Below are 16,153 nucleotides of genomic sequence, written 5' to 3'. Positions count from 1 at the left end.
TTTTAAATCACCCTAACCTTCCTTCAGTCTTGTCTTATGGTACTTTGGCTGCTTAAAAACTGTCCGGACTATTGTTAAACAAAAAAAACGAGCTAAATAAGCTATAATCCTTGCATAGCAAGAATATAACGTTAAATAATGAGCGATGAAAGAGACCACCCCCGCCGCCATGCCCCCCTGCTTTGACCGATGGTGTCAAAGATTTGACAATATCTTTGGTCATATTGCCCAAAAACGGGAGTTTAGGAACTATTTAGGCGGATTATTGGGCGCTCGGGAGCGAAAAAACCTTTCCCAGATGGCAGCAAACAGCGTCGGAGTGACTTACCACAAGTTACACCATTTTTTAACGGAGGCACCGGGAGTCAGCAATGGAACTGAATCAACGCCGTCTAGAGGTAATGAATCAGTGTAGGCAAACCAAGATTAATCGAGGCCTTAGCCTGATCGTTGATGATTCAGGACACCGAAAAAGTGGTAATTTGAAAGAAGTAGTGGGACGACAATATATTGGAGAAATTGGGAAAACAGAGAATGGGGTAGTTGCAGTTACTAGCCATCTATATGATGGCATCAAAAGTTTACCCTTAGATATAGAATTATATCAAAAAGCCGACTCATTACCCAAAGGAAACGCCGACCCAGAATTTAAAAAGAAACCCGAAATAGCCAGAGACTTAATAGACCAAAGTTTAGCCAGAGGATATCAACCAGCGATAGTGCTAATTGATGCCGGGTATGGAAATAATACAAGTTTTTTACAAGAATTAGAGAAAAGAAAATTAAAATACATCGGAGGGATTGCCAAGAACCGTAAAGTAATAATTCAAAAAGTCGGCGATGAAAAAGAGGAAATTCGAGGAGATAATTTGGCTTCATCCTTGCCCTCTGATGCTTTCAGAAAAATTCAGCTATCCGTAGAAAAACCGAAAACAGTCTGGGTAGCAACAAGAGAAATTGAGTTGTCAAAGTTGACAGGCAAAAAAGTCATCGCGATCGTCATGAATGCAGATACTTTCGAGCAAGAAGCGTGATATTGATTATTTGATCGCTAATGTTGACTTATCTACAGCGACAGCGGAGTGGATAGTAAATACCTATGCACAAAGAAATTGGATTGAAGTTTTCTATCGGGAAGCTCTCGTGATGGTTAGGGCTAAAAGAATATCAAGGAGCGAGATAAACGCAGCCTAAAAAGGCATTTGATTTTGGTGTTTTGTGCTTACAGTTTCATCCTCTGGCATACCAAAACCTGCGGATTAAGACGTAGGTGGGCCAATAAACCTTTAAACACCTTTACAGAAGCGCTGGAAGCGTTTAGGACAGCGATATCTTTTCGGTTTGTCAAATGGCTGAACGAAAATTGGGACGTATTCTCTGCTTACAAAGCTAGTTTAGGCTTTGTTTGGGCTTGAAATTTGTTTAAGTCCCGTTAAGTGCATTCAATTTACAGTAATGCACCTCTTTGTTCTGTCTTAGTCTAAACTCCAGTCCTAAGACTATTCTTATAACCAATTTCCGATCATCACAAAAGGAGCCCAATAATAAGAGTCAGATTGTTTTGCTAGAAGCGATAATTGAGCTTGGCGGAGCGCTTCAGCTTTACTCACATTAGGTTTTTTTAGTTCATTGTAGAACTGAACCATTAGTTCTGCTGTAGATTCGTCGTCAACATACCATAATGTTGCTAATGTACTGCGCGCTCCCGAACGCACGGCGACTCCAGCTAGCCCCAATGCAGCTCTAGGATCGCCCTTAGCTGTTTTACAAGCACTCAAAACCAATAATTCAATACTATTACCTTCGCTGGCACGCCTCCCGCTCAGTATATCGCTTAACTCTTTACTCTGGATCACGTCATCATAAGCAACAATAAAAGTCTGCTCGGGCTCGGAACTGAATTCACCATGAGTTGCTATATGAACCACTGAGGAACGCAAAGAGTTAATTTGGTTTTTTAAGCTATTTTTGAGAAAATCTTGGTTAATCAGTGGCTTTTCACGGCTAGGAACCTCTTTTTGGATATTTCCTAACTCCTGCTCTACATATTTAAGGGCCGGGAATGGAGTTCTCCCAGGAAATTGCCGTTCTTTACTCAAACCAGCTATTAAAACTTTCAACCTTTCTGCTCGCCAGAAATTCGGGCTGATTAGTTGCAAACCCGGTGCTAAAGCAATAGCATAGTTTTCGATTAGGTAATTGCCTTTTTGAGTAACTTCATCACCATCATACAATACACCCATTGGAATATTGCGCAAGCTTGCGTCTAGGACAAATACTAATGTTTTTAAATCGGGGTATTGTTTGAGATATTTATTAAAAGGTTCAATTAACCATTCATAGAAAAATTTAGAAAGCTTGGGAACTTCAGCACGCGCACCAGCTTCGCTTAATTCGTCTTGCAGTTTTTTGGCTAAATCCTCAACTTTTTTGCGAGGTGCATCAGGTGAGCGATGGTGTAATAATTGGTTGGGTAGGGAGACAATAACTTCTAACCGATCCTCTAAAATAATTGGATAAATCACTGCTGCTGTGCGATCGATCCCATCAATTTGTTTAGTTTTAATCTGGACGCACGCATCGCGAAAAAAGTTATCCAATTCAGCCACTTGAAGGGCTTCAATTACATTTCGAGCTTGTATCAAATTATCCGGCTTTGGTTCCGGCTCCTGCAACAACAAATCTACTAAATCTCGATACACAGGTTCTATTCGATCGCGAAAGTCAAACTGCCCGTCTCGACTAATCGGCACTAGATCGTTGCGTATCGACTGTAGCGTATTAAATGCTGCCGTGTAAGCCGCGATCGCACCTTGAATGTCCTTCTCTTCTTTATGCCAACGAATTCGCCCCAATTGCCACTGCCACTGATAGGCAAGATCCGGCGAATTTAACTGAACGTTCTGCGACAATAGTAAAGCTTGTTCCGTACACTGTTGAGCCTCTAACCATTGATTTTTCTGTTCGTAAATCTCACCCAAATTACCCAAAGCATAAGCTGTTGCCCTTAAATCGCCTAAATCTCTACCTAATTTGACAGCTTTTGCTCCCTGGTTAACAATTTCTCCCCACGATAAAGATCGAGTATTTTGAGACAAGCTTTCAGAAACAGTCGGGGAATCGGGCAAACAGTAGTTAGAGAGTGATTCTGCCTTGTCATCTCTTAAATTAGGCTGGTTATTTTCAGCCTTTAACTCTTGATTTTTCAAGTTAGCTAAGCCTTTCATTAAGCCAATTTCAGCATAGATTTTATGGCGGCTCGGCGGTAACTGGTTCAACTGAGATAAAATTGCCAACCGCAATTCTTCGGCTTCTCGGAGGTTGACATTATTTCCGTTTTTTGCATCTACTAAAAGGCTGAATAAATTTAACTGTGCCTGGAATTTTATCGGGGATTTCCCAGCAGCATCAGCCGCTTTTCGGTAGTAATCTAAAGCCGTTGAATAATTTTTTATAGCGTTGTCTTCCGACTCAGACAAAAATCGATTTCTATTCCCTAAAGCTTCGTAAGTATTGCCTAAACTCAGCCAAACCAAAGCTGTTTCTTGAGGATTTTTGTCTTGGGTAATAGCTCGATCGACTGCCTTTAATAACTTCTCTGAATTGTCTAAAAATCCAAGCTGCCTCAAAACATCGCCGAGGAGACGCCCTCCTGTCAGTTGGATGCTTTTTGAATTTGAATTGAATTGTGTTTGTAAAACCTTTTGTAATTCATCTAAACTCTCGCGGTTGGTTAACTGCGCGCAGGTTCGATCTGGGATGGCAAACCTTCCTCGATTCTCCGACAAAATTACTGGCATTAATGCTTGACAAGCCCGATCGTAAAGCCCCAACCCCTGCATGGCTTTGACTTGCGAAATTAAGCTGCGCTGCCACCCAAATTCATCCTTTAATTTAACATAAATGCTAGCAGATTGCTGCCAAGTTTTTAAAGCATTGTTTGCTTGTCCCCGTTCCAATTGCCCGTTGCCTTTAATGTCAAGAATCTGAGCGATCGCCCTTAATTCTGCGGGCGAATTTTCACCCGAGTCTGGCGGCAGCAAACTCAAACTTTTTTCAATGGCATTCTCTGCCTCTTGCCAGCGCCCAAACTGTTGGTAAGTTAACGAAAGATTGCTGAGGGCGATCGCTTGATTTAACCAATCTCCCTTAATTTCAAAAGCCGCCGCCGCTTGCTGCCAATATTTCGCTGCTTCCTCAAACTCTCCTGCCGCATAGCGTTCCCTCGCTAACTTTTCCCATTCACTTCCCTGTCGCTGCTGGAGGGCGATCGCACTCATATTTGCATAATTTTGTCGGGCAATTCCTGTTTTTTCTACTTCCCAATTGTATCGAGTCCGATCGACTGACTGCGATCTGTCGGCCGGGGCGGGTTTTTGAGATTGTCGATTATTGGCAAATATTGTTGGTGAACCCGCCCCTACAGGAATTATGGTTAATTTGTCGGACACGATTTTAAAAGTCGATCGAGCCTGGACATTTGTTGCTAAAAATGACATCAATACTGTTAAAAATAGTAGGGCGAACAACCTAAAAGTTTTCCTCTTTATTTGGCGTGCAGATTTCAAAAATAAAACCTGGATAGCACTGAAAAATGTAACCCTTTTTCTTGCCATGTCCTCTGCCTCGAATTCACTTCAACTAAAGGAATGCCCCAGTAAAAACTCGCTGTAACGCGATCGCTCATTTCCCAGCGCAATCCCGCCCCCACAGACACCAACGTTTGAGGGTCAAAATCCTCGGGACCGGAACTGTTCCACACCCTGCCCGCATCAATAAAAGGAGCAATTTGTACAACTCCTAACCCTCGATCGGACCGGCCAAGAATCGGAAATCGCAGCTCGGTTGATGCTGAAATTCCATTATCGCCCAAAAGTAAATCTTGCCGGTAGCCCCTAACACTATTCAATCCCCCAATGCCAAATTGCTCTAGAGGTAACAGCGCTCTATCTGCTAATTGCAAGTCGGTACTGGCAAAGACAAAAGTATCTCTTGCCAAACGGCGAACCCACTGCGCCTGTCCCCGCCATGCCAAAAATCTGCTGTCAGGAGCTTCTGAGTTAACAGTAGCATTGAAGGCACTCAATCCCAAACTAAATTGCGATCGAAATGCTAACAATTCTTCATTACTCCGCACCGTCCAGTCCTGAAAGAATCGCAGGGCTGAAATGCGCGATCGACCTTTTTCATCTGCTCCCGGAGAAAGCGGGAAATCTTCGCCTAAAATAGAAGTGCCGCTTTCCCGCCGAGTTGCCGTCAAACCAACAGCAAATTCTTCTCTGGGATTCCTTAACAAAGGTTGCCGCAAATTGATATCTAAATAGCGCGCAGCCGCTCTGATATCTACATCTTGAAAAGGCGGCTCGACGACGCGATTGGCAGTTGTTCCTGCTGCTACATTAACCGTGCCGTTATTCGGATTTAAAGGTAATGTATAGTTTAGATCGAAGGCATTGCTGCCATCAGTATTCGTGTAGGCAAGGCTCAAACCATCTCCCTGTCCTAATAAATTTGCTTCGCTCAGTTCCACTTGGCGGCGGACAGTGCCAACGCTGGGAGCGCGGCGGTTATCTAGCAGCACTGCCGCGCTCAAAGTTTGTTCCTCCTCAAATTTAACTTCTAACCCGCTTCTGTGTACTTGCGAACCGGGTATCAATTCAGCAGAAATATTTTCGATTAAGGGGTCGAGTTCGAGCAATCGCAGGGCATCTAGCAGGCGGGAAACTTGTAAAGGTTGGGCGGCGATCGCCAAACGGCTGCATACATAATCGAGATTGAGCCGTTGCCTCCCCGTCCGCCTCCGCACTCGAATTGATTCCAATCCGCCTTCAACGATTTTAATAATAACTTCTCCAGCAGCGCCTCTATTTTGCAATCGTTGATTTGGTTCTTCACTTGTTGTGGGAATGTAGGCAAAAGAGTTAATGTATCCCTTTTGATTGTAAAACTTTGTCACTTCGGAAATTACTTGCTGCAATTGAGCAAAAGTAATTTTACCTTCTCGGAATCGGTTGGTAGTGCTATCTAATTCTAGAAAATGTTGGGTAATTTCTCGATCGAGAGTTTCTTGGCTGAAAACTGTATTGCCAACGAAGCGAAAATTAGTGACTGAGATTGCCTCGATCGCTCCATCAGTTGTGCTATCTTCCGCTCGATCGGTTGTGCTATCTTCCGGCGTTTGAGTTGCGGGCGATCGCGGTTCTGGCGGAACAGAAAAGGAACATTCGTAAACTTCACCGCGATCGGAGTTGGGTTCAGTCTTTCTTTCTTCCAACGTTGGAGAAGGCTCGGTTTGTGGCAGGTTTTGCGGGTTCTGCCGGGAAGGAACGGTTTGGGGTTCCAGAGGTTCTGCGGGGTTGGGAATCTGAACAGTCAAGTTTGGGAGTTCGCCCGCATTCAACTCTTCTGCGGGCTGCGACAGAACAGTTTGCGCCTTCAGCGGGCAAGCTGCCAAGCTGGTTGCTAACAAGCCCGCACTCAACGGCAACAAGCGATCGCCCCAGTTCCGAATTCGGTTATTGAACATTGCACTCTGGGTTAGGGGTAACGGGACTTTGCAGCGGCACCGATGCAGGATTGGCCGTGAAAATAACTTCCCCTTTGCTGTTAACCGCCCAACCGCGAGCGGCTTGGATGGGGCGAGCAGCGGGGCGAACCGCCTGCTGGGGTGCAGCAGTTCTCGATCGCCCTTCGACAGGCGGTACGGCGTCCGCTAAACCGACGGTTGCAGGACTGCCGCTGAGGGTTTCCCCCGGAGTGGCAGGCAAGCCGCGCCCGGTTCTGGTAAAGGTTCTGTCCTCTCCCGGCCGCCGTTGGGCGGGACAAATTTGGGCGATCGCGTCGGGATTCACCAGTCTATCTGGTAACTGAACGGCTCCCTGGGTGGGGTCAACATCAGGAGTGTTGAGGAGCACCTCGCCGTCGAGTTGCGGGCCGGCCAGGGAGGTAGCCGTGATGTCGCTGGTGAGGTTGGAGGCGGGATTTGCTTCGCGGCGCGATCGGGCTCCGAAAATGCCTTCTGGAGCTGTAATTTCAACCCGGCCGGCTTCGCGGCTGACTGCATTGGCGGTGATGTCGCTGTTGATACCGGCAATTAAGGCTCTGGCATTGATGTTGATATTGCCGCCCCTAGCATCGCCGCTGGCGGTGACGGTAATGTTGCTGTTGTCGCGCATCAGTAAGTAGTTGGACGCTTGGAGGTTGATATTGCCGAAGTCACCGGATCTAGTTTCTGCGGTAATGGTTCCTCTGTCCAGTCGGATGTTGCTGGCTGTTACCTCCAGGTTGCCGGCTGAGCCCGTACCCCTGCTGCCATCTACAGCAACACTTGCCCCATCGCGTACCCTTAGCAGTCCTGTATCGATCGTTACACTCCCTGCTGCTCCGCTGCCCGTTGCCACTGCTGTCAAACGGCTGGGCAAACGCCCGTCCGCCCTGACTAAGGGAGAAACCTCTGCAGGCACGATGCCGGAAGTCCCGGTTACTTCAATAGATTCTGAGGCATTGACTGTCAGAGAACCTCCCCTTCCACTCGCAAAAGTGTCTGCTGATATCGCGGCTCCATCCCGCACCGTTAACTGCCTGGTTGTTACTGTCAAGTTATCTGCATTGCCAGCATCAGAGTCCGTTGCTAACCCTGTGGACTGCGTGAATAAGCCACTGGGAAACCCATCTATATCCGTTCCAGCGAGTTCGATAGATTCTCTGGCATTTACAGTTAAAGTCCCTGCTTGCCCGGTGCCTTGAGTTGTGGCTAATACCTGACCGCCATTTTGAGCGATTAAGCGTCCTGTTTCAATGCTGATATTGCCACCGCGCCCATCACCTGAAGTGAAAGCCGATATTCCAGCACGATTTTGAACAATCAACTGGTCGGACGCTTGAATGAGTATATTGCCTGCATTCCCCGTGCCATTGGTGGTAGATGAAATTTCAGCGCCATCTCGCAAAATCAACTCTCTGGTGGAAATGGTTAAATCTTGTGAATTGCCAGAAGAACCAGGTTCAGTTTGAGTTAGCAAGGCGCTAGGAGCCTGACCATCTGTTCTTCTGCCTATTATTTTGATAGAATCGGAAGCGGTGACAGTTAAATTTCCCCCGGAACCCTGAGACGATGTACCTGAGCTTACCTGCGCGCCATCTTGTAAAACTAATCGACTCGTCGCGATCGTCAAATCTCCTGCATTTCCTGTGGTTGGCGTAGTTTCGTCTTGTATGTCAACTTGAGCAAAGAAACCGCTGGGCAATGTGCCATCGGGATTAGTCCCGCTTAGTTCTATGGACTCTGTAGCTGTGACGGATAAATTGCCCCCCCGGCCAGCACCGTAGGTCGTTGTATCTACATAACCGCCACCTTCAGCGACGAACTGTACCGCTTGGATGGAGACTGTACCTCCGTTTTGGCTGCCGAAAGTCTGGGAGAGAATTCCTGAGTCCTCCGTCAGCGCTACCCGCCGTCCCCGGACTTGGATGGTGCCGCCACCTTCATCGCTACTAGCATCGACAACAGCGGCTTGTGACAGTTGAATGTCTTGGAAGTTCTGGACGCCTGCATATCCGAGAGTGAAACCTGAGTCATTGAGGGTAAGGCTAACTGAGCTATTGCCAGCAACGCTACCAAGTTCAATCCTTCCTCCCGGTGCTGTCAAAATGCCGCCGGGAAGCGCTATGTCGCCACCCGCTAGCGCTAAAGTTTGACCGGGTAAAACTTCTAAGCCTGCGGGGTTCTGATTTCCTTCGCCACTGTCTTCAAAAGCAGAAACGGCCGCAGGTCGATCGACAATTATTTGACCGGGATTCGGGCCAAATTGCAAGCTGGTAGGAATGCTGATAGTTAGTAGGGGAGTTGTTTGAGGATTGGTGGCACTGAATGAGGTGCCGTCAGCGAAGTTGATGCTATTAGCTGTAGTACCTAGAAACGAGCCGTCGATCTTCAAGCTGGCATTCGGACCAAAAATAATCCCGTTGGGATTGAGGAGAAATAAGTTAGCAGTGCCGTTAACTTCGATGATGCCATCAATGTTAGAAATTGACCCGCCTGTGACGCGAGTAAAGATATTTTGAACTGTATCAATGTTGTTAAAAAATGCTGTACCGCCTGTGGGGACGGAAAACTCGCGAAAGCTGTGGAACAGGTTGCGACCCGCTTCTGTGCCGCCTTCAATGGTGAAGGTGTTGCCGTCTGGAGTGACGGTGGAATTGTTGGGTAGAGTGGCATCGGGGACAACTTGGGCGATCGCCCAAGTTGGAAAGCCACAAATGTAAAATAGAATGCAGAATATTTTGGCTTTTGTTTTATTGCTCACGGGACACAGCACTGCCTATTGGTTGCCTATTATTTAACCAATCTTATATTTGAGTAGAACAGCATCGCTAGAGCCTGCATAGGGCTGACCTTCTAAGGAAGCGCTGGCACTGCCCGTTATATAGATGTTGTTAGCATCGTCGATAAAGAGCTTGTATGTACTATCTTCACCCGCAGTACCTAGCTGTTGGCTCCACGAACGAACGCCACTGCTATCCAACTTGGTTACAAAGATATCATAGTTTCCTGCATTCGTACTGCCATCTAAAGAACCCTCAGTCATGCCGGCAACATATATATTCCCATTTTTATCTAAGCTAACTCCGGGTATATTTTCACTGCCAACCGTTCCAAACTGATTCGTCCAAAGCTGATTGCCGTTGGAATCATACTTCACTACAAAACTATCCGCTCCACCGCTATTGTTATTGCCGTTCAAGTTGCCTCTAGTGCTTCCAGTGACATAAATACTACCAGCACTGTCAAGTTTTACTCCATAAGCAATGTCGGAGGCTAATGTACCAAACTGACGCAACCAAACTTGGTTGCCATTAGTATCATATTTAGCGATGAAAGCATCTACTCCATCCACGCGGACTCCCAAACTTCCGCTAGTTTGCCCTACAATATAGCTATTGCCAGCATTATCAGTAGTAACTGCTCGCACATTTTCGTCTTGAGCTGTGCCAAAATCTTTAATCCAAACCTGATTGCCGTTAGTATCGTATTTAGCGATGAAAGCATCTTGATTGGGAGGATTTTTTGACCATGCTTTCTCAGGATCAAAAGAACTCCAAGTATTACCAGCAACATAGATATTGCCTGCATTATCTATGCCGATTCCGGTAGCGTAGTCTGCCGCATCCGCAAAGGTATCTTGACTGCTAAATACTTTCTTCCAGATTTCACTACCATTGGTATCATATTTATAGATATAAGCATCACGGTCAGAATCAGAATTGGTATTAGTGTATCCAATAATATAAACATTATTGGCTGCGTCAATCTTTACTCCTAAAGCATAATCCGTTGCAGGGTCAGCTAATTGTTTCTGCCAAAGTAGGTTGCCATTAGCGTCATACTTGGTGAATAAAGTATCCCAGTTACCGGTAGTAGCATCGCCATCCCCTGTCAAACCAACCATATAAACATTTCCAGCACTATCAGTGGCAATATCTCTACCTATCTCCTGAAGCGGAGTACCAAACTGGCGTACCCACTCTAGCTTAGGATCAGAATTTGCTTTAACTTCAAGGTTCTGAGAAAACTCCGAAGTATTATTATTCGGATCTGTAGCCGTGGCAGTAATAAATTGACCAATGGGAACAGCTACTGGTAACTTAATCTCAACATTAGCATTGCCATTACTATCAGTCGTTACATTCTGGAATCCCAGGAACTTCTCTCCTTCTCCATAACCGCTACCACCAAAATCACCACTACCCAGATCACCACCACCAAAACCAGAATCATCTAAACCTTTGTTAGAGAAGAACTCTACTCTGAATGTAGTGTTTGGAGTGCTATTTATCTTTCCTTTAATTGTCGTATTCCCGCCACTATAGATCGCGGAAGTCAGCTCGGGAAAATTCTGGAAGTTGTTAGAACCCGTGTCGCTATCTCCCACATCATTTACCGTCAAATCATCATTTCCCAGATCGATTCCCAAGAGAGCGTTCCCCGAGATGGAATTGGATAAAATAGCGTTTCCCGTCGCACCATCACCCCTCATAAGAAGGCCGTTTCTACCGTTACTAAATATCAAGTTTGATGCCCCAACTGTTGTCCCGCCAATAGTATTGTTAGGCGCATCCAAAATAACAATACCACCAGTTGTATTTCCCAATTTTTGAGTACCCGTAAGATCGCTACCGATATAGTTGCCTTGAATGAGGTTGTTGCTAGCACTTGCCCCATCAATGTAAATGCCAAAGCGATTGTTGCCAGATATGATATTTCGTGATTTGACCGTCGTACCGCCAATAGTATTATTAGGCGTCCAAACTGATATACCACTGCCGTTGCCTAAATCTTGAGTACCAGTTACATCCGTACCAAGGAAATTTCCTTCAATGATGTTGCCACCATTATCAATCAATCGGATACCGTCAACACCAAAACGGTTGATTGTTAATCCCCTTACTGTACTGTTGCCAGCAGAGATATACAAACCATCCACTGATACATTGCTGCCATCTAATTCGATCGCTGGCCGCTCTGAATATCCCGGCTGGCTGGTTCCATCAATAATCACTGAATCGGTAATCCGCGGCAGTGGTGATAGCGGTCGAATGGTAAAAGCATTGTTGCTGGTATTGTAGCCAGGATCTGTGGGAGGAATCTTGAAGAGAACTGTATCCTTGCCAGGGCTGCTATTTGCCCAAGTCAAAACCTCCCGCAAACTACCCGGACCGCTATCTTTCGTATTGGTAACAACATTGGGAGACTCATCTAGTTCCAATCCGTAAAGATTGAGTTGCCAAGTATTCCAATCTCCTTTAAATTGGTTGCCGTTCTTATCAATAACTTGCAACTTCCATTCACCCTTTGACAACTCGCCCCAGTGTCGGACAGAAGTAAACCTCCACTGAGGAGAATCTGGCTCAAGCTTGTCGCTATTGTTGGAATTTGGGATGTCAGGGATGGTATTTGCCAAAATTGATTCTGTGCCATCTGGCGAGATGAGTTTTACTGTTAAGTCGCCCCAGTCCGCATGATTTGCATTAAGAACTACTTCGACTTTCTCAATAATAATATTTTGGTAAATCGCAGTCTTCGCTTCTATTCCCGTTGCGTTGCCATCAGGAATTGATTTGATTACATTCTGCAAGTTAGAAGTTACTTTAACTTCTTTTCCGACTGGCGTCCAATTAACAGCAGCATTCGCCGCAGCGGCGGCATCGACAGCCCCAAAGCCATACTCATAACTCACCAAAAGTCCCGCTTTATTCTGCACCCATTTTGGTTTACCTGCTGCATCTATGCCATTTGGGTTATTTTTCCGAGCAGTCTTGACCAAAATATGTTCGACATCGCGGCTCGTTAAGTTAGGATTCGCTTCCAACATCAAAGCATTCACTCCAGAAACCACTGGCGCAGCCGCAGAAGTTCCGCCAAAATCGTTAGCATAGCCACCTGGCCCATTTCCAAAAATATCTGTTGTTGTAATCCCTTGGAAGCTATTGGGATCGTTGCTGTCGGAGGCTGCTGAAACTAAAATTGCCGATCCGGGCGTACTGTAAGTGGCGTGATTTCCTGCTCGATCAATCGCAGCTACGGCGATCGCGTGGCGGGAACTTGCAAAACTGTTATAGTTGACATTTCCGTAGAAATTGCCCTCATTGCCACCAGCAAATACATAGATATTTCCCAGCCCATTTCGACCTTTGGTAACTCCACTTTCCAAGGCGTACAGAGCTAAAGGTTGCCGCTTCATATATTTCGGACCCCAACTGTTATTAAAAATATCGATCGACTGGTTGCGATTGAGTTGTCCCGGTTGCTTCCGAGGATCGAACAAAGCATCAGCAACCTGTTGTCCCAAGCGGTCAACCTCGTGATTGAGCGGATCTGTGTTACCAAATAGTCGCAGCCCTGCTAATTTCGCTTCTGGAGCCACACCCATAATCCCTCTACCGTTTTCACTGGCTGCAGCAATTCCTGCAACTGCGGTTCCGTGAGGGTTAGCAGTGTTAATTTGCAATGTCCAGCGTCTCAGAAGTTCTTCACTAAGCTGCTGCATTTCGTTTGCATCATACTCATCAGGGTTGGGATTCTTAAGTTCTAATCGCCAATTCCCACCTGCATAACTTCCATTAAATTGATTCAGAATGAAACTTTGGGAACTATTTCCAGTAAAATTAAGATCGGCTTTTTGCGTGAATTTCAAATCATCCCTCCCCGGCCACCACAATCTTCCACCATAGGAGGTATACCGATATAAAAGGCTGGACGCAGATGCATCAGGGCTGTACAGAGATACTTGCAACTCTTCAGGTTTGGGTAAATTAGGTGGCAGAGATTGACTTAAATCGAAGCTAGCATCAACACCTGTCACCATTCCTGTCAAATTCACAGGCATAGGGAAAGATATACTGTTCCAACTATTAACTTCGACATCGGAAAGATCCGCGACAAAGCTAGTTGTGGATGTTGGCGACGGATCGCTATCTCGATCTGTAAAATCCCAGCTCGAAGCAGGGTTATACCGACTTCTTAAATCTGGGTGATTGTATAGCAAACCATCATCAACAATCCCAACAGTTACACCCCTCCCCCGCACAGTTTGAGAAGTAGCAGGATTAACCACATCCCAAGCAGCGGGGAGATTTGCATTCCGTAAATTCCACTGATCGCTGTATAAAGTTTCCTGCGGTTCGTACAACAACCTCAAACTAACGGGCACCTGCGGGTAAGCATATTCTAATCCTGCAATTGTTGCTAGCTGAGCCGCCACCTCTTTCGGATCGGTTCCCTCTGGAAATTCCCAGATAAAAGTGTTGGGAATGTGACCGGTATCTCCCCGATCGATCGCGCCAACACTAGCTGCTAATTGTTCGGAAGACTGTCCGGGCGTGAGCCAAACAACCCACTCCTTTGTTTCCGCTAAAGCTTCTGGCGGGTAGCTGTCGAGATTTGCAGCACCAACGATCGCCAACTTGACATCATCGGAAAGCCCGCTTTCACCGGGATTAGTAATGAGGGCAAATTGTTCGGTCGCGACTTCGCTAGCACCACCGGATTTGTCATAGGCGATCGCCTTCAATTGATAGCGACCTGGTGTTAATTGGCTTAAATCGTAACTAAAGTTAAATCTACCCACACCATCACTATCGCTCTCAAACTGAGTTACATCATTCGCAATCTCAATTCTTTCGCCCCCTTCTTTCTGCAACCAAAAATCCACTCGATCGATGTCGCTCACGCCTTCAGCATCCGCAACCTTAGCACCGACAAAGCTAAGTTGTTCTCCGGTTGTATAGAGCGGATATATTTTGAATTGTAAATCGCTCGGCGCAGTATTAATCGAGAAGTTCGACATGACTTCAGTGCTGGCTGCACCGGATTTATCGTAGGCGATACCCCTGAATTTGTATTTACCCGCAGCCAACCCATTCAAAGTGTAATTGAACGTGGCCCAACGATCGTCAGCACTGTCGGAAGTAAAAGTGGTAGCGTCACTAATATCTGTCCATTCTCCCCCCTCTTTCTGCAACCAGAAATCTACTTTGGCTAAATTATCGGCTCCATTTGGATCAAAAATTTTGGCATTTGTTAACTGAATTGCCTCGTTTGGTTGATAAGTAGTTAGTAGGCTAAATTGCAATTTTTCTGGAGATTGGTTAATCGGAGTCGGAGAAGGTGTTGGCGTTGGAGTAGGTGTTGGTGTTGGAGTAACTGTAGCCTCCTTGACAGTAAAGCTTTTGAGTATCGTTTCGCTGGTAGCGCCTTCTAGGTCGTAGGCGATCGCTTTTACCTCGTACTTCCCTACACTTAAATCCGACAAAGAATAGCTAAAATTTCCCCACCCTTGGCTATCAGCAATGAAACTTTCAACATTACCAACGTTGAGCCATTCTCCGCCTTCCTTTTTTTGAAAAAATTCGACATTTTTAAGATTAGAAACACCCTCGGCATCGTAAACTTTACCACCCGTAAAGCTAATTTTTTCTCCTAATGTGTAAGTCGTTAAAGCCTCAAATTGTAAGTCTTGTGGTGCTGTATTTGTTGGAGTAGGCGTTGGAGTGGGTATTGGAGTGGGTGTTGGCGTTGGTGTAACTGTAGCCTCCTTGACAGTAAAGCTTTTGAGTATCGTCTCGCTGGTAGCGCCTTCTAGATCGTAGGCGATCGCCTTTACCTCGTAATTTCCTACACTTAATTCCGACAGAGAGTAGCTAAAATTTCCCCACCCTTGACTACTATCAGCCGTGAAAGTTTCCGCATTACCAACCTTCACCCATTCTCCGCTTTCCTTCCTTTGAGAAAACTCTACTTTGGTGAGGTCATCAACACCATCGGCATCGTAAACTTTACCGCCAGTAAAGCTGATTTTCTCTCCGGCTGTATAAGCAGTTAAAACATCAAATTGCAAGTTGTTTGGGGCTGTATTTACTACCGGAGTTGGTGTTGGAGGTGGAGTTGGAGTTGGAATCGGTGTTGGCGTTGGGGTAACTGTAGCCTCCTTGACAGTAAAGCTTTTGAGTATCGTCTCGCTGGTAGCGCCTTCTAGATCGTAGGCGATCGCCTTTACCTCGTAATTTCCTACACTTAACTCTGACAGAGAGTAGCTAAAATTTGCCCACCCTTGACTGTCAGCCGTGAAAGTTTCCGCATTACCAACCTCCACCCATTCTCCGCTTTCCTTCCTTTGAGAAAATTCTACTTTGGCGAGATTATCAACACCGTCGGCATCGTAAACTTTACCACCAGTAAAGCTGATTTCCTCTCCCACTGTATAAGCAGGTAACACATCAAATTGCAAGTTTTTTGGGGCGGTATTTACTACGGGAGTTGGAGTTGGTGTTGGTGTTGGTGTTGGTGTTGGTGTAACTGTAGCCTCCTTGACAGTGAAGCTTTTGAGTATCGTCTCGCTGGTATCACCTGCTGCATCGTAGGCGATCGCCTTTACCTGGTAATTCCCCGCACTCAAATCTGGCAGAGAGTAGCTAAAATTTGCCCACCCTTGACTATCAGCCGTGAAAGTTTCCGAATTACCAACCTTCACCCATTCTCCGCTTTCCTTCCTTTGGGAAAATTCTACTTTTTCGAGGTCATCAACACCGTCGGCATCGTAAACTTTCCCACCCGTAAAGCTGATTGTTTCTCCCACTTTATAAGCAGGTAACACAT

4 protein-coding genes and 1 pseudogene are annotated in these 16,153 nt (G+C 46.0%); 1 reads left to right on the top strand and 4 read right to left on the bottom strand.

All coding sequences use genetic code 11. The features are described 5' to 3' along the window. The first annotated feature begins 145 nt into the window (after positions 1-145). A pseudogene (locus QUA77_RS26410) lies at positions 146-1,415 on the top strand (IS701 family transposase). A gap of 90 nt (positions 1,416-1,505) precedes the next feature. On the opposite strand, the gene QUA77_RS26405 reads toward QUA77_RS26410, so the two are convergent. The 4 genes from QUA77_RS26405 to QUA77_RS26390 all read right to left on the bottom strand — a co-directional run bounded on the left by QUA77_RS26405 (position 1,506) and on the right by QUA77_RS26390 (position 16,133). After that, on the bottom strand, positions 1,506-4,499 hold the full coding sequence (locus QUA77_RS26405; RefSeq protein ID WP_333453498.1) for a CHAT domain-containing protein: 2,994 nt from the start codon (positions 4,497-4,499) through the stop codon (positions 1,506-1,508). A 65-nt stretch (positions 4,500-4,564) separates the two neighbouring features. Continuing rightward, positions 4,565-6,526 carry a ShlB/FhaC/HecB family hemolysin secretion/activation protein gene (locus QUA77_RS26400; protein ID WP_333453496.1) on the bottom strand — a complete coding sequence of 654 codons (1,962 nt, stop codon included), beginning with the start codon at positions 6,524-6,526 and terminating at the stop codon, positions 4,565-4,567. Then, positions 6,516-9,305, bottom strand: a complete 2,790-nt coding sequence (locus QUA77_RS26395; protein ID WP_333453494.1) for a two-partner secretion domain-containing protein — start codon at positions 9,303-9,305, stop codon at positions 6,516-6,518. Before QUA77_RS26395 ends, QUA77_RS26400 begins: the two co-directional genes overlap by 11 nt. 33 nt (positions 9,306-9,338) lie before the next feature. After that, entirely contained in the window at positions 9,339-16,133 is a 6,795-nt protein-coding gene (locus tag QUA77_RS26390; protein ID WP_333453492.1) for a S8 family serine peptidase, read from the bottom strand. Positions 16,134-16,153 lie beyond the last annotated feature (20 nt).

Source organism: Microcoleus sp. K5-D4, from assembly GCF_036704575.1.
Classification (GTDB): Bacteria; Cyanobacteriota; Cyanobacteriia; order Cyanobacteriales; family Microcoleaceae; genus Microcoleus.
This window is presented reverse-complemented; position numbering and strand designations above follow the sequence as displayed.